Origin of the sequence: Rhodococcus sp. 06-235-1A (assembly GCF_002258785.1) — a bacterium.
Classification (GTDB): Bacteria; Actinomycetota; Actinomycetes; order Mycobacteriales; family Mycobacteriaceae; genus Rhodococcoides.
Genome location: NZ_NOYI01000003.1, coordinates 276565 through 297912 on the forward strand (window position 1 = coordinate 276565; position 21348 = coordinate 297912).

At 64.3% G+C, this 21348-nt stretch carries 23 protein-coding genes; 15 read left to right on the forward strand and 8 right to left on the reverse strand.

The genetic code is table 11. The annotated features are described in order from the left end of the window. The first annotated feature begins 40 nt into the window (after nt 1–40). From tsf to CH275_RS03190, 5 genes are all read left to right on the forward strand, one after another. Complete coding sequence (gene tsf / locus CH275_RS03170) at nt 41–865, forward strand: translation elongation factor Ts (RefSeq protein ID WP_094675034.1); 825 nt, start codon at nt 41–43, stop codon at nt 863–865. A gap of 194 nt (nt 866–1059) precedes the next feature. Next, nucleotides 1060–1788, forward strand: coding sequence for a UMP kinase (gene pyrH, locus CH275_RS03175; RefSeq protein WP_032397808.1), 729 nt, complete (start codon nt 1060–1062; stop codon nt 1786–1788). Nucleotides 1789–1843: 55 nt separating this feature from the next. Further along, nucleotides 1844–2401: a ribosome recycling factor gene (frr, locus tag CH275_RS03180; RefSeq protein ID WP_027496705.1), complete on the forward strand. Its 558-nt coding sequence runs from the start codon at nt 1844–1846 to the stop codon at nt 2399–2401. A gap of 36 nt (nt 2402–2437) precedes the next feature. Further along, the gene (locus tag CH275_RS03185; RefSeq protein WP_094675036.1) at nt 2438–3352 is read left to right on the forward strand and encodes a phosphatidate cytidylyltransferase; all 915 of its coding nucleotides are present in this window, start codon (nt 2438–2440) and stop codon (nt 3350–3352) included. A gap of 38 nt (nt 3353–3390) precedes the next feature. After that, nucleotides 3391–4101 carry a class I SAM-dependent methyltransferase gene (locus CH275_RS03190; protein ID WP_094675378.1) on the forward strand — a complete coding sequence of 237 codons (711 nt, stop codon included), beginning with the start codon at nt 3391–3393 and terminating at the stop codon, nt 4099–4101. A gap of 22 nt (nt 4102–4123) precedes the next feature. On the opposite strand, the gene CH275_RS03195 is transcribed toward CH275_RS03190, so the two are convergent. Beyond that, nucleotides 4124–4966: an HpcH/HpaI aldolase/citrate lyase family protein gene (locus CH275_RS03195; protein WP_094675038.1), complete on the reverse strand. Its 843-nt coding sequence runs from the start codon at nt 4964–4966 to the stop codon at nt 4124–4126. A 102-nt stretch (nt 4967–5068) separates the two neighbouring features. Beyond that, on the reverse strand, nt 5069–5488 hold the full coding sequence (locus tag CH275_RS03200; protein ID WP_094675380.1) for a LapA family protein: 420 nt from the start codon (nt 5486–5488) through the stop codon (nt 5069–5071). Between the two features lie 127 nt (nt 5489–5615). Here CH275_RS03200 and rlmN point away from each other — a divergent pair, with 127 nt between their 5' ends. Beyond that, nucleotides 5616–6767 carry a 23S rRNA (adenine(2503)-C(2))-methyltransferase RlmN gene (gene rlmN, locus CH275_RS03205; RefSeq protein ID WP_094675382.1) on the forward strand — a complete coding sequence of 384 codons (1152 nt, stop codon included), beginning with the start codon at nt 5616–5618 and terminating at the stop codon, nt 6765–6767. Nucleotides 6768–6774: 7 nt separating this feature from the next. On the opposite strand, the gene CH275_RS03210 is transcribed toward rlmN, so the two are convergent. Continuing rightward, nucleotides 6775–7044, reverse strand: a complete 270-nt coding sequence (locus CH275_RS03210; protein WP_179275943.1) for a DUF2631 domain-containing protein — start codon at nt 7042–7044, stop codon at nt 6775–6777. Between the two features lie 214 nt (nt 7045–7258). On the opposite strand from CH275_RS03210, the gene puuE reads away from it, so the two are divergent. Then, complete coding sequence (gene puuE, locus CH275_RS03215; protein WP_179275964.1) at nt 7259–8158, forward strand: allantoinase PuuE; 900 nt, start codon at nt 7259–7261, stop codon at nt 8156–8158. A gap of 15 nt (nt 8159–8173) precedes the next feature. Here the strand turns inward: puuE and CH275_RS03220 are convergent, their stop codons facing one another. After that, nucleotides 8174–8695 (reverse strand): DUF1990 family protein, encoded by a 522-nt coding sequence (locus CH275_RS03220; protein WP_094675386.1) that lies wholly within the window; start codon nt 8693–8695, stop codon nt 8174–8176. A gap of 69 nt (nt 8696–8764) precedes the next feature. Between CH275_RS03220 and dxr the strand changes: the two genes are divergently transcribed. The 5 genes from dxr (at nt 8765) to CH275_RS03245 (ending at nt 15214) form a co-directional block, all read left to right on the forward strand. Beyond that, nucleotides 8765–9958: a 1-deoxy-D-xylulose-5-phosphate reductoisomerase gene (dxr, locus tag CH275_RS03225; protein ID WP_256990831.1), complete on the forward strand. Its 1194-nt coding sequence runs from the start codon at nt 8765–8767 to the stop codon at nt 9956–9958. Nucleotides 9959–9963: 5 nt separating this feature from the next. After that, nucleotides 9964–11175: a M50 family metallopeptidase gene (locus tag CH275_RS03230; protein ID WP_094675043.1), complete on the forward strand. Its 1212-nt coding sequence runs from the start codon at nt 9964–9966 to the stop codon at nt 11173–11175. Nucleotides 11176–11236: 61 nt separating this feature from the next. Further along, nucleotides 11237–12376, forward strand: coding sequence for a flavodoxin-dependent (E)-4-hydroxy-3-methylbut-2-enyl-diphosphate synthase (gene ispG, locus CH275_RS03235; RefSeq protein WP_094675388.1), 1140 nt, complete (start codon nt 11237–11239; stop codon nt 12374–12376). 121 nt (nt 12377–12497) lie between these two features. Next, the gene (locus CH275_RS03240; protein ID WP_094675045.1) at nt 12498–13334 is read left to right on the forward strand and encodes a GNAT family N-acetyltransferase; all 837 of its coding nucleotides are present in this window, start codon (nt 12498–12500) and stop codon (nt 13332–13334) included. 62 nt (nt 13335–13396) lie between these two features. Then, on the forward strand, nt 13397–15214 hold the full coding sequence (locus CH275_RS03245; RefSeq protein WP_179275945.1) for a penicillin-binding transpeptidase domain-containing protein: 1818 nt from the start codon (nt 13397–13399) through the stop codon (nt 15212–15214). Nucleotides 15215–15253: 39 nt separating this feature from the next. On the opposite strand, the gene CH275_RS03250 is transcribed toward CH275_RS03245, so the two are convergent. Then, nucleotides 15254–16126 (reverse strand): helix-turn-helix transcriptional regulator, encoded by an 873-nt coding sequence (locus CH275_RS03250; RefSeq protein ID WP_256990832.1) that lies wholly within the window; start codon nt 16124–16126, stop codon nt 15254–15256. 142 nt (nt 16127–16268) lie between these two features. Between CH275_RS03250 and map the strand changes: the two genes are divergently transcribed. Beyond that, nucleotides 16269–17144: a type I methionyl aminopeptidase gene (gene map, locus CH275_RS03255; RefSeq protein ID WP_094675049.1), complete on the forward strand. Its 876-nt coding sequence runs from the start codon at nt 16269–16271 to the stop codon at nt 17142–17144. Nucleotides 17145–17184: 40 nt separating this feature from the next. Next, nucleotides 17185–18714 (forward strand): cobyric acid synthase, encoded by a 1530-nt coding sequence (locus CH275_RS03260; RefSeq protein WP_094675392.1) that lies wholly within the window; start codon nt 17185–17187, stop codon nt 18712–18714. Here the strand turns inward: CH275_RS03260 and CH275_RS03265 are convergent. Genes CH275_RS03265 through CH275_RS03275 form a run of 3 tightly spaced genes read right to left on the reverse strand, consistent with a single transcriptional unit; the run spans nt 18698 to nt 20672 of the window. Continuing rightward, nucleotides 18698–19393 carry an ABC transporter permease gene (locus CH275_RS03265; RefSeq protein WP_094675051.1) on the reverse strand — a complete coding sequence of 232 codons (696 nt, stop codon included), beginning with the start codon at nt 19391–19393 and terminating at the stop codon, nt 18698–18700. The two genes, CH275_RS03260 and CH275_RS03265, sit on opposite strands and share 17 nt — an antisense overlap. Beyond that, nucleotides 19390–20313 carry an ABC transporter ATP-binding protein gene (locus CH275_RS03270; protein ID WP_094675053.1) on the reverse strand — a complete coding sequence of 308 codons (924 nt, stop codon included), beginning with the start codon at nt 20311–20313 and terminating at the stop codon, nt 19390–19392. Before CH275_RS03270 ends, CH275_RS03265 begins: the two co-directional genes overlap by 4 nt. Continuing rightward, nucleotides 20310–20672, reverse strand: coding sequence for a GntR family transcriptional regulator (locus CH275_RS03275; protein WP_179275965.1), 363 nt, complete (start codon nt 20670–20672; stop codon nt 20310–20312). The genes CH275_RS03270 and CH275_RS03275 overlap by 4 nt, the downstream gene beginning before the upstream one ends. Before the next feature lie 106 nt (nt 20673–20778). On the opposite strand from CH275_RS03275, the gene CH275_RS03280 reads away from it, so the two are divergent. Next, nucleotides 20779–21345 (forward strand): alpha/beta fold hydrolase, encoded by a 567-nt coding sequence (locus CH275_RS03280; RefSeq protein ID WP_094675055.1) that lies wholly within the window; start codon nt 20779–20781, stop codon nt 21343–21345. Nucleotides 21346–21348 lie beyond the last annotated feature (3 nt).

Consider the following 21348-nt stretch of genomic DNA (forward strand, 5'->3'; position numbering starts at 1 on the left):
CGTACCCGCCCGTACCAGGATTTGAGGAGGCTCGCCCAAGATGGCGAACTACACTGCCGCCGACGTCAAGCGGCTCCGTGAGCTCACCGGCTCCGGAATGATGGACTGCAAGAACGCGCTCGCCGACACCGACGGCGATTTCGACAAGGCCGTCGAGCACCTGCGCATCAAGGGCGCCAAGGACGTCGGCAAGCGCGCCGAGCGCAACACCGCCGAGGGCCTCGTCGTCGCCGAGGGTGGAGTGCTCGTCGAGATCAACTCCGAGACCGACTTCGTGGCCAAGAACGACGAGTTCCAGACGTTCGCCGCGTCTGTCGCAGCGACGGCAGCAGCAGGCAAGCCCGCCGATGTCGACGCGCTCAAGGCGCTCGACCTGAACGGCAAGACGGTCGAGACGGCGCTGACCGAGCTGTCGGCCAAGATCGGCGAGAAGCTCGAGCTGCGTCGCGTCGTGTCCTACGACGGCAACACTGCTACCTACCTCCACAAGCGCAGCGCGGACCTGCCGCCTGCGGTCGGCGTGCTCGTCGAGTACACCGGTGACGGTGACGCTGCGGGCGAGGCTGCACGCGCAGCTGCGATGCAGATCGCGGCGCTCAAGGCCAAGTACGTCACGCGTGACGAGGTCCCGGAGGATCTCGTGGCCGCCGAGCGTCGCATTGCCGAGGAGACCGCTCGCGAAGAGGGCAAGCCGGAGCAGGCCTTGGCGAAGATCGTCGAGGGTCGTGTCAACGGATTCTTCAAGGACGTCGTGCTCACCGAGCAGAAGTCGGTGCAGGACGGCAACAAGACGGTCAAGGCGATTCTCGACGAGGCAGGCGTCACCATCACGCGCTTCTCTCGGTTCGAGGTCGGTGCCAGCTAGTCACGAGTACCGGTTCGGCCGAGGCGATGCCGTTCATTCGATTCCATCGAGTGGGCGGCATCGCCTGTGTGAGGACTCGCTCGTGTGCGGGGCAGGTTCGCGCGCACGCCGGAGCCCTGTCCACCACCCAGGCGTCGATAGGGCAGGATGATCGTTGAGTAAACCGTAGTGTTCGACGAGTACCGAGGAGAGCTATGACCGATCCGGCCCCTGACCGTCCCGGGTTCCGACGCGTGATGCTCAAACTGGGTGGGGAGATGTTCGGAGGCGGCCAGGTCGGTCTCGATCCGGACGTCGTGAACAACGTCGCCGAACAGATCGCCGAGGTGGTGGCCACCGGTGTTCAGGTAGCTGTGGTGATCGGCGGTGGCAATTTCTTCCGGGGTGCAGAACTGCAACAGCGCGGGATGGACAGATCACGCTCGGATTACATGGGCATGCTCGGCACCGTCATGAATTGCCTTGCCTTGCAGGACTTTCTGGAGAAGCAGGGCGTCGCCACCAGGGTGCAGACGGCGATCACGATGGGTCAGGTCGCAGAACCGTACCTACCGCTCCGTGCCCGCAGGCACCTGGAGAAGGGTCGGGTCGTGATCTTCGGAGCCGGCATGGGAATGCCGTACTTCTCCACCGACACCACAGCTGCGCAGCGTGCGCTCGAAATCGGAGCCGAGGTGCTGTTGATGGCCAAGGCAGTCGACGGCGTCTACTCGGCCGATCCGCGTCTTGACCCCGACGCGACGATGTTCGACACCATCACGCATCGGGAAGCGATCGAGCAGGGCCTGAAAGTCGCCGACGCGACCGCATTCAGCCTCTGCATGGACAATCAGATGCCGATGCTGGTGTTCAATCTGCTGATTCAGGGAAATATCGCTCGCGCCGTGTCCGGCGAGAAGATCGGAACGCTGGTCACGTCGTGACCGCCACCGGCGGGAACGTGGGCGAATCGAAGACGAAGACGATGGAGGACAGACCGTGATCGACGAAGCACTCTTCGATGCCGAGGAGAAGATGGAAAAGGCTGTATCGGTAGCACGTGACGATCTGTCTTCGATTCGTACCGGACGTGCGAATCCCGGAATGTTCTCGCGAATCGTCATCGAGTACTACGGAGCGCCGACGCCCATCACGCAGTTGGCCAGCATCAGCGTCCCGGAAGCCCGTCTGGTCGTCATCAAGCCGTACGAGTCCAACCAGCTGGGGCCGATCGAAACCGCTATCCGTAACTCCGACCTCGGGGTCAATCCCACCAACGACGGCAACCTGATTCGCATCGGCGTGCCGCAGCTGACGGAAGAGCGCCGCCGCGAATTCGTCAAGCAGGCCAAAGGCAAGGGCGAGGACGCGAAGGTGTCCATTCGCAACGTGCGCCGAAAGACGATGGAAGAGCTCAAGCGGATCCAGAAGGACGGCGAGGCGGGCGAGGACGACGTCGTCCGCGCCGAGAACGAACTCGACAAGACGACCGCCAAGTACACCGCTTCCGTGGACGAACTCGTCAAGCGCAAAGAGGGCGAGCTGATGGAGGTCTGACCTCCTGCAGGCAGCACTTTTTCACGACAGAAGACGATGAATCTCGAGGAGTTGACGACAGTGGTGGGACCGGATCGGCAGGAGGGCAGCGGTACGCCCGCTGCGTCGTCCGGGGTCGCTGCCGCAAAGTCCGCAGGCAAAGCGGGCCGTAATCTCCCCGCCGCGATCGGTGTCGGTGGGAGCCTGGGAATCGGCCTGATCCTCGTCCTGGTGTTCGTGCCGCTGGTGTGGATCGGCGTGGTGGCCGTTGCGCTGGCCATCGCCACGTACGAGGTGTCCAAGCGGCTGCGCGAGGGTGGCGTGCTCGTACCGCGTATTCCATTGATCCTCGGCGGGCAGGCCATGATCTGGCTAGGCTGGCCGTTCGGTGCTGTCGGCGTGCTCAGCGGGGCGGTGGGCACCGTCCTGGTCTGCATGGTGTGGCTGCTGTTGCGGCAGGGGTTCGGTACAGCCCCGAAGAATTACCTCGAAGAACTCTCCGTCACGGTTCTGGTGGCATGCTGGTTGCCGCTGTTGGCCTCGTTCACCGTACTGATGGTGCTCCAGGACGACGGGGCAGGCCGCATTCTGGTGTTCGTCATCGGTGTCGTGTGCTCCGATGTCGGCGGGTACATCGCGGGCGTGCTGTTCGGGAAGCATCCGATGGCACCGGCCATCAGCCCCAAGAAGTCGTGGGAAGGGCTCGTCGGGTCGCTCATCTTCTGCGTCATCGGCTGCCTGTTGACGGTCACGCTGATTCTCGGGGCCAACTCCATGATCGGAGTGCTGCTCGGGGTGATGCTGGTGGTCACCGGAACACTGGGCGACCTCATCGAATCTCAGGTCAAGCGCGACCTGCGTATCAAGGACATGGGAACTTTGTTACCCGGGCACGGCGGCATCATGGACAGACTCGACTCGCTGCTGCCTTCGGCCTTCGTTGCGTGGCTCGTCTTCACCGTGCTGCTCTGAACCGAGTGCCTGCACGGAAGCCCGGCGACCGCTCCGGGGTGATCCCGAGTCCGAACATCTGGCACTGGCCACATCTCTACGAGGCGGAGAACCGTGCTCAGGATGTCGACGGTGCCCTGTTCGAGGCAATCCGTTCGGCCGCGGACTGGGCGTCGAAGACGGTCGTCGACGTCGGCTGCGGCAGCGGTTTTCATCTTCCGATCTTCGCTGCGGACGCCGAGCGCGTGGTGGGTGTCGAGCCGCACGAGCCGCTCGTCGAGTTGGCACGAGCGAGAGTCGCAGACCTGTCGAATGTCGCGGTCGAGACTGGGCGGGCGGATGCGCTACCCGTCGTCGACGGATCGGTCGACCTCGTACATGCGCGCACCGCGTACTTCTTCGGGCCAGGATGCGGACCGGGGATCGTCGACGCCATGCGAGTGCTCGCGCCCGGTGGCACATTGGTCGTCGTGGATCTGGACGCGACAGCATCGCCCTACGGCGACTGGATGCGATCCGATCTGCCGCACTACGACCCGGCTGCGGTCGAGGCGTTCTTCGCCGCGCAGGGGTTCGACCTCACCCGTGTCGACACGAGGTGGTCGTTTCCGAATCGTCGCGTGCTGAGCGACGTGCTGGGAATCGAGTTCGGTCCGAGGGTCGCACGCCGAGCGATGACAGCGGTCGACGGCACCGCATTCGACGTTCGGTATCGACTGCACGTTCGGCACAAGCCGTCCGGAATCGAACTTCGTCGTGCCGGTGGGTGACTCGTGTCGACGAGGCGCGAGGTCAGGAGGCGGCGGAAATCCCGAAGACCTCGGCCGACTCGCTGATCTTGAGGGCCTTGGCCAGACGTGGCAGATCGCTGCCGTCCTTGACGTGAGCTCCATCGGCACCGAGAGCATCGATCACCTCGAGCGCCCACGACACGTCGTTCGGCGACGGGGCGAGCTCGCGATTGACGATGGCGGCCTGCTCGGAATGCATACACAACTTGCCGGTCATGCCCATGGACAAGGTCAGAGCGGCATCGCGACCGAGGATGCTGTCGTTGGCCGTCAGCGTCGGTCCGTCGATGGGGCCCGGCAGACGCCCGGCGCGCGAGGATACGACCAGGCGTGATCGCGGGTAGGCCATGGCCAGCGGGTCGTCGCTCATGCCGGTGTCGCGACGGAAGTCGCCGCTACCGAACGCGAGACGGAAGGTCGAATCTGCGCGGGCGATCTCGGTTGCCGCTTCGAGTCCCATGGCCGACTCCACCAGTGCCAGGATCGGTGTACCGGGTGCCAGACGGGCCGCGGTGGCCTCGACCTGTCCACCGCTCTCGGTCTTGGCGAGCATGACACCGACCAGGCCGGGAAGGCCGGACAGTGCAGCAAGGTCGTCGGCCCAGTACGGGGTCGTTGCATCGTTGATGCGGACCCATGCCGAATTTCCGTCATTCAGCCACCGGACGACGGCCTCGCGAGCGGCGGGCTTCTTGGCCGGAGCCACCGCGTCCTCGATGTCGAGGATCACTGCGTCGACTTCCGACGCCACGGCATCGCTGAAGGTGTCGGGCTTGGTACCGGGAACCAGCAGCCAGGACCGTGCTCGGTCGGGGGCAACGCCGGAAGCCACTGGTGTCTCCATGAAAGTTGTCACGTCATGCTCCTCGAGTGAAGTGGGGCACCCCCAGCCTGATCGATTCAGTGAGTCAGCGCCAGCTTCTGTACATAGTGTTCACGAGCCGCGCTACTTCTTCTTCGCAGAGCGCCGCACTTGAAGGATTCGAGCTCCGCCCACCATCGCCATCACCAGTGCGCCCGCGATTGCGGCCAACAGCATGCTGATGCCGAGCGGCAGATCGAGCTGCCAGGCGAAGATCTGCACGGTCACCGAATCCAGGTTCTGCACGATGAAGACGAGCAGAATCACCAGGACCACGGCTCCGACCACCAGGCCGGTCCACAGTGCGGCAGTACGAGTATGAGCGATGTCGGCCGAGGTGGTGGTCTGTCGCTCCGGGACGAACTCGGGGTCGGGAGCGGAATGACCCTCCGAATCCGGAGTCGTGATCGGAGCGAGGTCACCCGAAGCGCTGTGGTCGCCGGGGTAGCCCGCGCTCGATTTGTCCAGCGATGTCTCGTGACTGTCGTCAGCTCTGGTGGCCATGTCGATGATCCTTCCGCACGTGAGTGCCGAATGCACGCGCATCCGGCCACGACCTCGATACCCATCGGGTAACGGACGGAAACAGATGCGAATAGGACTGCGAGGCGATCGGGTGGACAATGGAGGCATGAGTGAGGCCGCCGACGCAACGAACACCTCGACCGAGCAGAAGAGGCCGAATCTTCCCCTGGTCTTCACCGCCCCACGTCGCGGTATGCCCTCACGCCACCTCGCCGATCTCGACAGGGAGGGCTTGCGCGAGGCCGTGAAGGCACTCGGCCTACCTGCGTTCCGTGCCGACCAACTGGCTCGGCACTATTACGGCCGGCTCGAAGCCGACACCACGAAGATGACGGATCTTCCGGCCGAGGCTCGCGAGAAGGTGGGAGCCGACCTCTTTCCCACCTTGCTCACGGCGATCAAACATCTGGCGTGTGACGACGGTGACACCCGCAAGACCCTGTGGAAAGCCAACGACGGAACGTTGCTCGAGAGCGTCCTCATGCGGTACCCGGACCGTGCGACGTTGTGCATCTCGAGCCAGGCCGGTTGCGGAATGGCCTGCCCGTTCTGTGCCACCGGTCAAGCGGGCCTGACACGGAACCTGTCGACGGCCGAGATCGTCGATCAGGTCCGCTCGGCCGCGGCGGACATGCGCGACGGCGTGGTTCCCGGCGGTGAGGGTCGTCTGTCGAACGTCGTGTTCATGGGGATGGGCGAGCCGCTGGCCAACTACAAGCGGGTTGTCTCCGCAGTGCGCAAGATCGTCTCGCCCGCACCCGACGGGCTCGGCCTGTCGCAGCGTTCGGTCACGGTATCGACGGTCGGTCTGGCACCGGCCATCCGCAAGCTGGCCGACGAGGGTCTGTCGGTCACGCTGGCGGTGTCGTTGCACACGCCCGACGACGAACTCCGCGACACACTGGTTCCGGTCAACAACCGGTGGTCGGTGGCAGAGGTGTTGTCGGCGGCGAGGTATTACGCAGATCGGACCGGTCGTCGTGTCTCGATCGAATACGCGATGATCCGAGACGTCAACGATCAGCCGTGGCGAGCGGACATGCTGGGCAAGAAGCTGCATAAGGCACTCGGCTCCCGGGTGCACGTGAACCTGATTCCGCTCAACCCGACGCCGGGCAGCGAGTGGGATGCCAGCCCGAAGCCGGTGGAGCGAGAGTTCGTCCGCAGGGTCATCGCGCAGGGTGTCTCGTGCACTGTGCGCGACACCCGTGGTCAGGAGATCGCAGCTGCGTGCGGTCAGCTCGCCGCCGAGAACTGATCCGCTGCTAGCGGGGCTTGCGGCGGACGATCACGTCACGAACGACCAACCCGACGAGCGTCACGGCGAATCCGATCAACCACAGATCCTCGACTTTGCCGGTGTGGTTGCCGATCATCATCAAGAGCAGGAACGCCGCAACGACGATGGCGGCCACTCGCATGGCGCGGTTCGACTCGCCACTCCAGCCCCACTCGGCGGACGGTACGTCCGGAACCTCGTGACGGGTATCGACGACCTGGTCGTACGAAGCGGTTTCCAGTTCGTTGTTTGCCACCGGGTCGGTCCTCTCGGGTGATGATTCACGTTGACGTGCGCACGAGGCGTCGAGGCTGCCGCGTTTCGACAATATTGGCATACGACCGCCCGTCGTAGCCATCAGGGTTGTGCTCACCCGGCGCGAATATCGGCTTCGGTGAGAGACTGCGACAGTGACGTCCGAGCGCCTTCCGCATCCGCTGACCCAGTTTCCGCTGAGCTACCCCAGGGACATGGTGGGGTACGGGCGAACGCCGCCACACGCGCAGTGGCCCGGTGACGCCAACATCGCCGTCCAGTTCGTCCTCAACTACGAGGAGGGCGCGGAGAACAACGTTCTCGACGGTGACACCAAGTCGGAGACATTCCTGTCGGAAATGATCGGTGCGCAAGCATTTCCGAATCGACACATGAGTATGGAGTCGCTGTACGAGTACGGATCCAGGGCGGGTGTATGGCGGGTACTCCGGGCGTTCGAGAAGCGAGGTCTGCCGCTGACCGTGTTCGCCGTCGCCAAGGCGATGGAACGGAACCCGGAAGTGGTTGCCGCACTGGCGGAGTTGGGCCACGAGATCGCCTGCCACGGACTGCGATGGCTGTCCTACCAGCAGATCGACGAGAACGTCGAGCGCGAGCACATGGCCGAGGCGGTGGCCATCCTGCAGGGTCTGACCGGCTCGGCCCCGCTGGGGTGGTACACCGGCCGCGACTCACCGAACACCCGATCGCTCGTCGTCGAGCACGGCGGATTCGTTTACGACTCCGATTCCTACGCCGATGATCTGCCCTATTGGGAGAAGGTGTCCACGGGCAGTGGGACGGTCGATCACCTGGTGGTGCCGTACACCCTCGATACCAACGACATGCGATTCGCGTCGCCGGGAGGCTTCTCGACCGGGGACGAGTTCTATGCGCACCTGCGGGACGCGTTCGACGTGCTCTACGCCGAAGGCGAGAACGGCTGTCCCAAGATGCTCTCGGTCGGATTGCACTGCAGGCTGGTCGGCAGGCCTGCTCGAATCGCGGCTCTCGAGCGATTTCTCGATCATGTGCAATCGCACGAGAAGGTGTGGGTCGCAAAGCGAATCGACATCGCCGAGCACTGGCGCGCCGCGCACCCGCCCAGCGCGTGATTCAGTAGGGAAACGTCACTGCGGCGACCGGCAGACCGCCGCCAGCGCAGTCAGGTAGCGGTCGGTGAACAGCGACTGGACCCGCCGGCCCACCGGACCGCCGAGCCTGGTGTACCAACGGCCCGGGCTCGAGAACGCGGCGATGTGCGCGGTGACGGTTCCGTCGGCGGGGGAGTAGTCGACGTGGAACAGCTCCTCACCGGACTCGGGATGGCCGTCGAGGGTGCCGTAGGCGAAGCCCTGACGGTTGGCCTCGTCGATGACGTAGACGACCCGGCACGGAATGCGTATCGGCCCGAGGGTGAGCACGACCACGGCGTCGGGGACGGCGGATTTCTCGCTCGAGTGGACCTTCAGGCCTGCGCCGCGGTGCATGTCCCACTGCATCAGGGCGTCTGCCGCAGCAACGAAGTCCTTCAACCCGGATCCGATCACTCGTGATTCGGTGACGTGGTGGTATCGGGCAGGGAAGGTGTTCTTCGTCGCTCCCACATCGGCATAGTTGAACGATGCCGTGCGGTACCTCGAGACGTCCATGCCCTCCAGAGTGCCAGCAACGGGCGAGCGCATAGGGGTTTCTCAGACTCGGTAGGCAACAATGGACCGGTGCCAGACCATAGTGAGCGAACGACCGCCTCGGATCGCCCCGAACCGATTCGCGTGCTGTTGCTGGGGAGCACCGGTTCGATCGGAACCCAAGCACTCGATGTCATCGCGGCGAACCCGGATCGCTTCGTCGTCGTCGGTCTCGCAGCGGGCGGCGGAAACATCGAACTGCTCCGCCGTCAGATCGCCGAAACCGGTGTCCGACGCGTCGCCGTGGCAGACCCGGGCGCAGCCACCGAACTCGACTTACCAGGTGTGCTCAGTGGGCCACGGGCAGTCACCGAGCTCGTCGAGTCGACTCCGGCCGACGTGGTGCTCAACGCGCTGGTGGGTTCGCTCGGTCTGGAACCGACGCTCGCGGCGCTGAAGACCGGTGCCCGGCTCGCATTGGCAAACAAGGAATCGTTGGTGGCAGGCGGCGAGCTGGTACTGGCCGCCGCCGCCCCCGGGCAGATCGTGCCGGTGGACTCGGAGCACTCGGCGTTGGCGCAGTGCCTGCGAAGCGGCACCCGCAGCGAGGTGGATCGGTTGATCCTGACCGCGTCGGGTGGACCGTTCCGAGGGTGGACCGAGACCGAATTGAAGTCGGTCACCCCGAAGCAGGCTGCGGCGCATCCCACCTGGTCGATGGGTCCGATGAATACTCTGAACTCGGCGACCCTGGTGAACAAGGGACTCGAGTTGATCGAGGCGCACCTGCTCTTCGGAGTGCCCTACGAGAAGATCGACGTGACCGTTCACCGGCAGTCCATCGTGCATTCGATGGTGACATTCGTCGACGGCTCCACCATTGCGCAGGCCAGCCCGCCGGACATGAAGCTGCCCATCGGCCTGGCGCTCGGATGGCCGGATCGCGTGCCCGATGTCGGTCGCGCACTCGACTTCACCTCGGCGTTCTCCTGGGACTTCGAGCCGCTGGACGATCGGGTGTTTCCCGCCGTACAGCTCGCACGTGAGGCGGGCATACTGGGCGGTTGCATGACTGCGGTGTACAACGCGTCCAACGAGATCGCGGCCGAGGCATTCCTGGCCGAGCGCATCGAGTTCCCGCAGATCGTGCAGACGGTGCGTGCGGTCGTCGACGACGGTCGTGCGGATTGGTCGGCGGTGCCGACTACCGTGGACGATGTTCTCGCGGCGGATTCCTGGGCTCGCGCACATGCGCGTGAGCTCCTGAAGCAGAAGGGCCTCTGACTCACATGGTGTTCGCACTGGGCGTCGTGTTGTTCGCCGTCGGCATCGGTGTGTCGATCGCACTGCACGAGGCAGGACACATGTGGACCGCGAAAGCGCTCGGCATGAAGGTCCGCCGCTATTACATCGGTTTCGGCCCCAAGATCTTCTCCTTCCGGCGCGGCGAGACCGAATACGGTCTCAAGGCGATCCCGGCCGGAGGATTCTGCGATATCGCCGGAATGACGGCGATCGACGAGCTCGCACCCGACGAAGTCGAGCGAGCGATGTACCGCCAGAAGACGTGGAAGCGCATCGTCGTCATGGTCGGCGGCATCGCGATGAACTTCGTGCTGGGAATCGTGCTGGTCTACGCCTTGGTTCTGGGCTGGGGAACCCCGGATCGGGTCACTCCAACGACCACGGTCCAGGGTGTCGTCTGCGTCAGCACGACACAGACGCAGGACGGTGAACTCTCGGAGTGCTCGGGCGACGGTCCGGCCGCTGCAGCCGGACTACGCACGGGCGACATCATCACCGCTGTGGACGGCAAGCCCGCGGAGGTCTGGTCCGACGCGGTTCTGGCCATTCAAGGCTCGACCGGCTCGGTCGAGTTGACGGTGGATCGCAACGGCGCATCGCAGACGATCACGGTCCCGGTCACGCAGGTTCAGCGATACGTCGTCGATCCCGACACCGGAGCGAAGGAATCGACGACGGTCGGGGCGGTAGGTGTCACCGGAGGTCCGCCGCCGAACATCACGTACAACCCGATCGAGGCGGTACCCGAGACGTTCGCCTTCACCGGTGAGATCTTCGTGCAGACCGGCAAAGCTCTCGTGCAGCTACCGACGAAGGTGGAGGCCCTGTGGGATTCGATATTCGGCGGCGAACGTGGCCTCGACACTCCGATGAGCGTGGTCGGTGCCAGTGTCATCGGTGGTCAGGCCGCGGAGACCAACAATTGGGCGACATTCGTCGGATTGCTCGCGTCCCTGAACTTTTTCCTCGGAGCATTCAACATCGTGCCGCTGTTGCCGTTGGACGGTGGACACATCGCCGTGACCATATACGAGCGCATCCGCAACATCTTCCGCAATCGTCGGGGGCTGCCCGACGGGGCACCGGTGGACTACATGAAACTGATGCCGGTCACCTACGTGGTCATCGTCGTTTTCATCGGGTTCTCCTTGTTGACGCTCACGGCGGACATCGTCAACCCGATTCAATTGTTCTAAGTAGACTCGACAGTCGTAGCTAGGAAAGAAGGCCACTGTGTCCGTGTCAGTCGGATTGGGAATGCCCGCACCGCCGGTGCCCGTACTCGCGCCACGTCGAAAGACCAGGCAGCTCCAGGTCGGCTCGGTGGGAGTGGGTAGTGACAGCCCTATTTCGGTGCAGTCCATGTGCACCACCAAAACTCACGACATCAACGCCACGCTGCAGCAGATCGCGGAGCTGACGGCGTCGGGCTGCGACATCGTGCGTGTGGCATGCCCCACACAGGATGACGCCGATGCGTTGGCGATCATCGCCAAGAAGAGCCAGATTCCGGTGATCGCCGACATCCACTTCCAGCCCAAGTACATCTTCGCGGCGATCGATGCAGGCTGCGCCGCGGTGCGTGTCAACCCGGGCAACATCAAGGAGTTCGACGGCCGAGTCAAAGAAGTCGCCAAGGCTGCCGGCGACGCGAACATTCCGATCCGCATCGGCGTCAACGCCGGGTCTCTCGACCCCCGCTTGATGAAGAAGTACGGCAAGGCCACCCCGGAGGCGCTCGTCGAATCGGCGCTGTGGGAAGCGGGGTTGTTCGAAGAACACGGGTTCGGGGACATCAAGATCTCCGTCAAGCACAACGATCCGGTTGTCATGGTTGCCGCTTACGAGCAACTCGCGGCGCAGTGCGATTACCCGCTGCACCTCGGCGTCACCGAGGCGGGCCCCGCCTTCCAGGGCACCATCAAGTCGGCTGTGGCCTTCGGAGCGTTGCTCTCGCGCGGAATCGGCGACACCATTCGGGTGTCGTTGTCGGCGCCGCCCGCCGAGGAGATCAAGGTCGGCAACCAGATTCTGCAGTCGTTCAACTTGCGTCCCCGCAAGCTGGAGATCGTCTCCTGCCCGTCCTGTGGGCGTGCGCAGGTCGACGTGTACACCCTTGCCGACGAGGTCACCGCGGGACTCGAAGGCATGGAGATTCCCCTGCGCGTCGCCGTGATGGGTTGCGTCGTGAACGGGCCGGGTGAGGCACGCGATGCGGACCTGGGAGTGGCATCCGGCAACGGCAAGGGGCAGATCTTCGTCAAGGGCAAGGTCATCAAGACGGTGCCCGAGGCGCAGATCGTGGAGACCTTGATCGAGGAAGCCATGCGTATCGCCGAGGAATTCGAGAAGGACGAGACTGCAGAAGGCGGCGCACCGGTGGTGACCGTCAGCTGAGCAGGGGTGATCCGATAGATGCCCGGTTTGCCGCTCTGCCTCCGGGGGAACAGGTTCTCTGGAATGATTCGGTGCACGCTCGGTCGATGTGTCTGCGGTAGGTGGTTCAGGAGGTCGGTAGGTGCTCAAGCTCCTCGGTGCGAAGCCTCTCGGTAGTCGAGATACCGCACACGTACTGCGGGTGCTCGACGCCGACCCGGTCGCTACCTGCATGGTGGCAGCTCGGGTTCAGGAATCCGGACTCGACCCGAGGTCGTTCCACGGCGAGATGTGGAGCAGGGGCGGCCCGGACGAATCGTTGTGCTTCTACGGCGCGAACCTCGTCCCCCTGCTCGGATCGGGCGACGATCTCCGATCTTTCGCAGATCGTGCGTGCCGCGGCCCACGGTTGTGTTCCTCGCTGGTCGGCCGAGCCGAGTTGACGCTTCCGCTGTGGGAGATGCTCGAGACCGACTGGGGGCCTGCTCGCGAGGTGCGCGGTGAGCAACCACTGCTGGCCACGTCGGTTCGGTCGACCGTTCCTCCCGATCCTCAGGTTCGTCTCGTGCGACCCGACGAGCTCGACGTGTACCTCTCCGCGGCCGTTGCCATGTTCATCGAGGAAGTCGGTGTCGACCCGCGACTGAACGACGGGGGCCGAGGCTACCGTCGTCGGATCGCCAGTCTCATTGCGGCGCAGCGCGCCTGGGCTCGGTTCGAGGACGGCCGAGTGGTGTTCAAGGCCGAGATCGGATCGCAGTCGGCGACGGTGGGCCAGATTCAAGGAGTGTGGGTTCATCCCGATCGCAGGGGTCACGGCCTTGGGGCGTCGGGTACGGCGGCAGTGGTGAACTCGGTGGTCCGCCAGGGCCGAACGGCCAGCCTGTACGTCAACAGCTTCAACTATGTCGCCCGGCGCGCCTACGCGAAGATCGGCCTGACCCAGGTCGCGACGTTCACGACCGTATTGCTCGATTAGCTTGTCGCAAACCGCGATTCGTTGCCGCCGGTAGGGGGCGCGTCCCTTTACGATGGGGCGCAATGAGATCACGTGGTGCAACCGAGACGCGTTCACGAGTCGGCGCAGTGCTGGCGATCGGAGCCGTCGTCACTGCGTCCCTCACCGGCTGCACCCCGAAGCCCGACGGCCCGGAGCCGGCTGCTCAGGAATTCCTCGCCGCATTCGAGTCGAACGACATCGCCGCTGCGGCAGCGGACACCGACAAGCCCGACGCTGCGGCCACTGCACTCACCGAGACGTGGACCAACCTCCAGGCCGAGGCCCTCGATGCCGAGACGACATCGGTGCAGGTCGACGGCGACACCGCCACGGTCGGCTACACCTACACGTGGCAGCTGCCGAAGGATCGGGTGTGGACCTACGACGGTCAGCTGAACATGGGGCGCAGCGAGGGTGAGTGGGTGGTGCGCTGGACGGCGTCGGACATCCATCCCAAGCTCGGCGACACCCAAACCATGTCGCTGCGGTCGACGGCAGCCCCGCGGGCACGCGTGAACGAGCGTTCCGGTACCGACGTGCTGGTGCCCGGCGTCGTGCATCGCATCAAGTTCGACGCGGCCACTGCGAACAACAACGTGGTGGCCTCGGCGACTGCGCTCTCGACATTGCTGACGCCGTTCGACGCGTCGATCACGGCGCAGTCCATCGTGGAGTCGGCCACGTCGGTCGACGGCGACTATCCGGTGGCGCTGTTGCGAGACAGCGATTTTCAACCCATTTCGGCTGCACTCACCGAGATCCCCGGTGTCACGGCGTCCGACGAATCGGACCTGGTGTCCACCGATCCCACGTTCGCGCCCGATCTGGTCGGTCAGGTCAAGAAGGCCGTCATCGACGAGGTCGACGGCAAGGCGGGCTGGAGTGTTGTTACCACCAACCGCAACGGCGTCGACATCGACGTCCTCACCGACACTCCGCCCCAACCTGCGCCGTCCTTCTCGATCAGCCTCGATCGGAACATTCAGGTCGCGGCGCAGCGAGCGGTGAACGCGCGTACGGAGCAGGCGATGACGGTGGTCATCCAGCCGTCCACCGGTGCCATCCTCGCGGTGGCGCAGAACCCGGCCGCCGACCGAGACGGACCGGTCGCGTCCGCCGGCCTCTACCCGCCTGGATCGACATTCAAGATCATCACCGCCGGCGCTGCCATCTCGAGCGGTCTGGCGACCCCGGGCAGCACCGTCCCGTGTCCGGGTCGCATCGAGATCGGCGAGCGCAGCGTGCCCAACTACAACGAATTCGCGCTCGGCGACGTGACGATGAGTACCGCGTTCACTCGATCGTGCAACACCTCGTTCGCGAAGCTCGCGAGCGAGATGTCGCCCGACGCGTTGACCGTGGCGGCATCTCAGTTCGGCGTCGGACCGGACTACGACGTCGTCGGCCTGCCGACCGACTCGGGTTCCGTGCCTCCTGCCGAAGAGTTGGTTCAGCGCACCGAGGACGGTTTCGGGCAGGGCAAAGTGGTCGTCTCGACGTTCGGTATGGCCTTGGCCGCTGCGACCGTGGCGCACGGCTCGACGCCGGTGCCGAACCTGCTGGTGGGCCGCGATACAGCGATCACCGGCGATCACCCGCCGATCGAACCGGCGATGGTCGACGGACTGCGCGGAATGATGCGATCGGTGGTCACCAGCGGTACGGCCGAGCGCATCGCAGATCAGGGTGAGGTCTACGGGAAGACCGGCGAGGCCGAAGTGGAGGGCGGATCGCATTCGTGGTTCGTGGGCTACCGCGGCGATATCGCGTTCGCCACGCTCGTGGTGCGTGGGGGCAGCTCCGACAACGCCGTTGCGGTGACCAGAGAGATGTTCGAGCAACTTCCGTCCGGGTACTGACGGCTCCGAGGTACGTCTGGTTGCTGAGGTATGTCCGGCTCAGGAAGGCAGCACGCCGAGCCGTCGACACGCCACCACGGCCTCGTATCGGGTGTGCGACTCTGTCTTTCGCATGACGCTGCGTAGATACGACTTGACCGTCTCGGCACCGATCGACAGGCGTGCAGCGACCTCGATGTTGGTGCAGCCCAGGGCAACCTGCGAGATGACGTCGATTTCGCGTGGTGTCAACATCTGCGACATCTCCCCGGCCCGTGGGTCGTGGGGCACCTGCTGACCGAGTGACGCGGCCACCCGCGCTGCCACCGCGTCGAGTCTGCGCCGTATCGCTGCGTCACCGATCGAACGGGCGAGCTCGGACAGTTCCTCGTGGACGCTGCGCAGTTCGGCCGTGCGGGAGACATCCGAGTCGAGTATCGATCGGGTGGTCGAGAGCAGGCGGAGTCGGCGGTCGACCTCGTCTCGCACGGCGATCTCCTGGCCGAGACGCCTGGCGGCCGTCGTCATGATGTCGCCGACGCGATCACCGAGCGGGCCGCGCTCGCGCACCGCCGCGTACATGACGATTCGAGCGACTCCCGCCACCACGACGGGCACCGCGAGGATCGATTTGAGGCCTTCGCCGAGCACCGGTCGATCGAAGTGATGGGTGATCGACATCGATGATCCGTAATCACTCACCGCTGCCGGTCGGCGCTGCTCCATGACCCGGCCACCGAGTCCGGATCTGGGTGGGATGGCGAGTCCGTCGAGTCCGCGGGTGCGGGTGCCGTGGAACTCGCTCAAGAACAAGGTGTCCGAAGACACTTCCCCGCCGAACACGACTGGTACGTCGGACGCCGCCGCCACCTGGCGCAGTTCGGCGCGAAGCGCATCGCCGTCCCGAGGTCGCAGCAGATTCGAGTGAACCACGACACTTCCTTTCTCGAGTCGGCTTCGCCGGCGGTGAACGTGACCCAGATCATATCCGGTTGCGGGAACGGCGGTTCGAGTGCATCGGACATCCGCGGCGCTGCGTCGTGGACTCGCTCGCAGGCCGACTACTCTGGTTTTCATGTCTGTGACCGCCGAGAGCAAGCCCCGTCAGCCACTCGTACCAGGCGTCGTATCGCCCGTCCGTTCGGTGCCCAAGTCGATCGAGCGCCCCGAGTACGCCTGGAAGTCGACCGTTGCCGAAGGCAGCGAACCGTGGGTACAGACTCCCGAGGTCATCGAGAAGATGCGCGTGGCGTCGAAGATCGCGGCCAGGGCGCTGCAGGAAGCGGGTCGGGCAGTGGCCCCCGGCGTGACCACCGACGAGCTCGACCGGATTGCCCACGAGTACATGCTCGATCACGGCGCCTACCCGTCGACGTTGGGCTACAGGGGCTTTCCGAAGTCGTGCTGCACCTCGCTCAACGAAGTCATCTGCCACGGCATTCCGGATTCCACGGTGATCGAGGACGGCGACATCGTCAACATCGACGTCACCGCGTACATCGACGGTGTCCACGGCGACACCAACGCGACCTTCTTGGCGGGCGATGTCTCCGAAGAAGCCCGCCTGCTGGTCGAACGTACCCACGAAGCGACGATGCGTGCCATCAAGGCGGTCAAGCCGGGTCGTGCCCTGAACGTGATCGGCCGGGTCATCGAGTCGTATGCCCACCGGTTCGGTTACGGCGTGGTCGAGGACTTCACCGGTCACGGCATCGGTACCACCTTCCACAACGGCCTCGTCGTTCTGCACTACGACCAGCCGTCGGTGGACACCGTCATCGAGCCGGGAATGACCTTCACGATCGAACCGATGATCAACCTGGGCACGATCAACGCCGAGATGTGGGACGACGGCTGGACGGTGGTCACGCACGATCGCAAGTGGACGGCGCAGTTCGAGCACACCCTGGTGGTCACCGACACGGGTAGCGAGATCCTGACTCTCCCGTGAGCGGAGCCTGCGGAGTGAACAGAAAAACCCTGCCGTGAGCCTGAGAGGTGCCCTGCTGGTTGCGGGGACGACGTCGGATGCGGGCAAGAGTGTGTTGGTCGCCGGTTTGTGCCGGATGTTGGCGCGGCGCGGCGTGCGGGTGGCTCCGTTCAAGGCGCAGAACATGTCCAACAATTCGGTGGTCACGCTCGACGGCGGTGAAATCGGTCGGGCCCAGGCGATGCAGGCGGAGGCCTGCGGACTCGAGCCGAGTGTGCGCTTCAATCCGGTGTTGCTGAAGCCGGGAAGCGACCGAACCTCGCAGTTGGTGGTACGTGGTCGGGCGGTGGCGCAGGTGAGCGCGAGCAACTACATCGAGCATCGGACAGCGCTGCGGGCGGTGGTCGCCGACGAGTTGGCCTCTCTGCGTGCAGAATTCGATGTGGTGATCTGCGAGGGCGCGGGTTCGCCCGCCGAGATCAATCTGCGCGCGACCGACCTGGCCAACATGGGTCTTGCGGCGGCGGCGTCGCTGCCGGTGATCGTGGTGGGGGACATCGATCGTGGGGGAGTGCTCGCCCATCTGTTCGGCACGGTCGCGGTGCTGTCTCCCGAAGATCAGGCGCTCGTGGCGGGATTCGTCATCAACAAGTTTCGCGGCGATCCGGCTCTGTTGGCACCGGGTCTCGATCAGTTGCGTGCGCTGACGGGGCGGCCGACGTATGGAGTGGTCCCGTTCGCGGACGGATTGTGGATGGACGCCGAGGATTCCCTCGGAACAGTTGCCGATGCTCCGGTGGGGAGGCCGCGTCCTCCCGTCGGATCCCAGTGGTTACGGGTGGCGGCGGTGCGGTTGCCGAGAATCTCCAATACGACCGATGTGGAGGCGCTGGCGTGCGAGCCCGGAGTGTCGGTGCACTGGGTCACCGAGCCCTCTCGGCTCGACGATGTGGATCTGGTGGTCGTCCCCGGCAGCAAGTCCACGGTGTCGGATCTGGAGTGGTTGCGGCGCAACGGCCTTGCCGATGCGATCGCGGCACGCGGGGCTGCCGGGCTTCCGGTTCTGGGTATCTGCGGCGGCTACCAGATGCTCGGTCGAACCATCTCGGACCCGGTGGAGTCGGGTGTCGGTGTGGTCGAGGGGCTCGGGCTGCTCGATCTCGATATCGAGTTCGCAGCCGACAAGGTACTCGCGCAGGTGTCGGGTCGGTCGGTGCTGTTCGACTCGAGTTCGTTGTCCGGGTACGAGATTCATCACGGACGAGTTGTTCGTAGCGGGGACGATGCACTGCTGACTGCGGCGTCGGGTGTTCGCGAGGGCAGTGTGCGTGGCAGCGTCGTCGGAACTCACTGGCACGGCCTTCTCGAGTCCGACGATTTCAGACGATCCTTCCTTGCCTGGGTGGCGGCGAAGTCGGGTCGCGAGGGATTTCTGGTGGCCCCTGCTACGTCGGTCGCGGCACTGCGGGAGCAGCAGTTGGACCTGCTGGCCGATCTGGTGGAAGACAACCTCGACGTCGACGCCGTACTCGATCTCATCGAGCACGGCGTCGATCCTGCGTTCAAAAAGATTGTCACGCAGTTGCTTTGAGAAGTCCGACCCAGCTGGCTGCGGACAGCACCGCGGTGCTGATCAAGGGGATGACCACCAGCAGAAGAATGCGTGGGGTGTCGGTGAAGAATGTGCCGATATTCGGCCACCAGTTCTGCCAGGTGATCACGATGGCACCGCCGCCGAAGATGATGAGGGCGACCAGTCCGAGGGTGAACAGACCGTTCGTACGGAAGCGCCGATACACCACTCCGACGAAAGCACCGACGGAACCGATCAGCAGCAGGCCGATCACGAGGGTGGCCCACTGAAGCACAGGATTGTCGGTGACGTAGCGGACGATTCCGAACATCCGAATTTTCCTACCGAAGCCACCTGTCGCGGTCTCGATCACCGACAACACGTACACGATCGTGCCGATCGCGACGGACTGCGCCACGCCTACCAGAGCCGTGGCAGTGAGAAACTCACGCCTGGTGATGCTCAGACTCGACGCGAAGGGGAAGACCTGGGTGATGGCGGTGACATAGAAGGCAATGGCGAAGCCGTACACCGCGAATACTCCGCCGGTGAAATTGAAGTCCGATTCGGTGTCCGGAATGACGGAGAACAAAGCGTAGGTAATGAAGAAAACGATCGCGAGAATTCCCAGCGGCCACGCGAATGTCGTTGCCCAGGAGGTGTTGTGGATTCGAGCGACGTTCAGTATTCGTTTCATGAGACTGCCCCCTCGGTGTCGGCGGTGGTGCGTTCGATGATCAACTGCTGCAACGGAACGGCCTCGATGGTGAGTCCGGCTGCAGCGCCGTTCGATTTCTGGCTGTCGGTGAGTCGGCCGTCGATCGTCGCCCGAGCGCTCGCACCTAGAGCGGTGCGGTGCAACGTCCGATGTTCCGCCGCGAACGAATCGACGGCAGGGGCGGGGCCCGTGACCTCGTATGCACTCTCGCGCAACGCATCCGACTCGGCGTCGAGCAGGATCTTGCCCTTGTCGATGAGGATCACGTGTTCGATCAGATCGCTGACCTCGTCGATGAGATGGGTGGACAGGATGACAGTCCTGGGGTGTTCGGCGTAGTCGGCCAGCAATCGGTCGTAGAACAGGTGTCGCGAGACGGCGTCCAGTCCGAGGTACGGCTCGTCGAAGAAGGTCAGAGGTGCCCGTGACGCGAGTCCGATGACGATTCCGAGAGCCGACGTCATTCCGCGAGAGAGCTTTTTGATCTTGCGGCCCAGAGGCAAATCGAAATCGCGGAGCAATTCGGCCGCGAAGCCGTCGTCCCAGTACGGGAGAATGTGGGCCGCCTGCGAAATGGCGTTCTTGACCTTCAGATCGTCGGGGTACTTCTGGCTCTCCTTGACGAAGCACATGTGACTCAATGCGATAGGGTTCTCCCACGGGTGTTGCCCGAATATCGAGACCTCGCCCGCACTCTGGCGCATCTGCGCGGTCATCATCTGCATGACGGTGGTCTTACCCGCGCCGTTACGGCCGAGAAAGCCGTAGATCTTGTTGTGTTCGATCTCGAAGCTCACGTCGTCGACAGCGGTGAACGAGCCGAACTTCTTCGTGAGGTGGGTGGCCTTCGCGATCACGCGGCCACGTTCGCCGATCGAATCGAATTCATGGATGCTCATCGCGCTGCCTCCCAGTTGTCGAGCATTGTCTTGAGTTCGTCGACGGTCATGCCGAGCTTGTGTGCCTCGGTGACGAGCGGGTCGATGTACTGGCGTGCGAAGAGGTCGCGGCGACGGAATCGAAGAGCGTCGCGAGCCCCTGTGGTGACGAACATTCCGATTCCTCGTTTCTTGTAGACGACGCCGTCGGCGACGAGTTTGGCCAGTCCCTTACCTGCGGTGGCCGGGTTGATTCGATGGAACGCGGCCAGTTCGTTGGTCGAGGGAACCTGCTCTTCCTCTGCCAGGGAGCCGTCGATGATGGAGTTCTCGACGATCTCGGCGATCTGCAGAAAGATCGGCCTGCCCTCGTCCATCAGAACCACCGCCGATGCGTGGAGGTTGGTCGCCTCACTGGTTCATTACTCATGTAACTAACCATAGAACCGATGCGGAGTCGGCGCAAGAGGCAGTACCGTCGTCTCCATGGAGTTCACGCATGTGAGTGCTGCGGGTGGGCAATGTTCGGTGCGAGTCGCAGGCCCGGACAGCAGGCACGCCGTTCTCTTGCTTCCCGATGCAGGCGATCCGGTGGATGTGTTCGACGCCGTCAGTGAACGGCTGCACAACTCGGATCTGAAAACCGTTGCGCTGGAAAGCATCGACGGTGTCAGCGACGACGCGATCCTTGCGGTTCTCGACGAGCTGAAGCTGTCGTGGGTGCACCTCGTCGGTAGTGGCGCGGGTGCGGAGTCGGCTTGGACGTTGGCCGCCAAGACCTTCGGACGCTTTGCCAGTCTGATCGCGGTGAACCGTTGCCATCCCGCGATCGCGGACGAGGAGGGCACCGTCCGCGCCGCGGATTGCCCCCCGGTCGAGCTTCCGACAACACTGGTCGTCGGGTCCTCGCTGGGCCGCGCACCCGCCGACGCGAGCGGCCGGTTCGTCTACTCGGATTTTCGAGTGGTTCAGCTCGACGGGGTCCGGGACATCCCCGTCGACGCATCGGCCGAGCTGGCCACAGAGATCGTGCTCCGCACCAGCCCCTGGTAACCG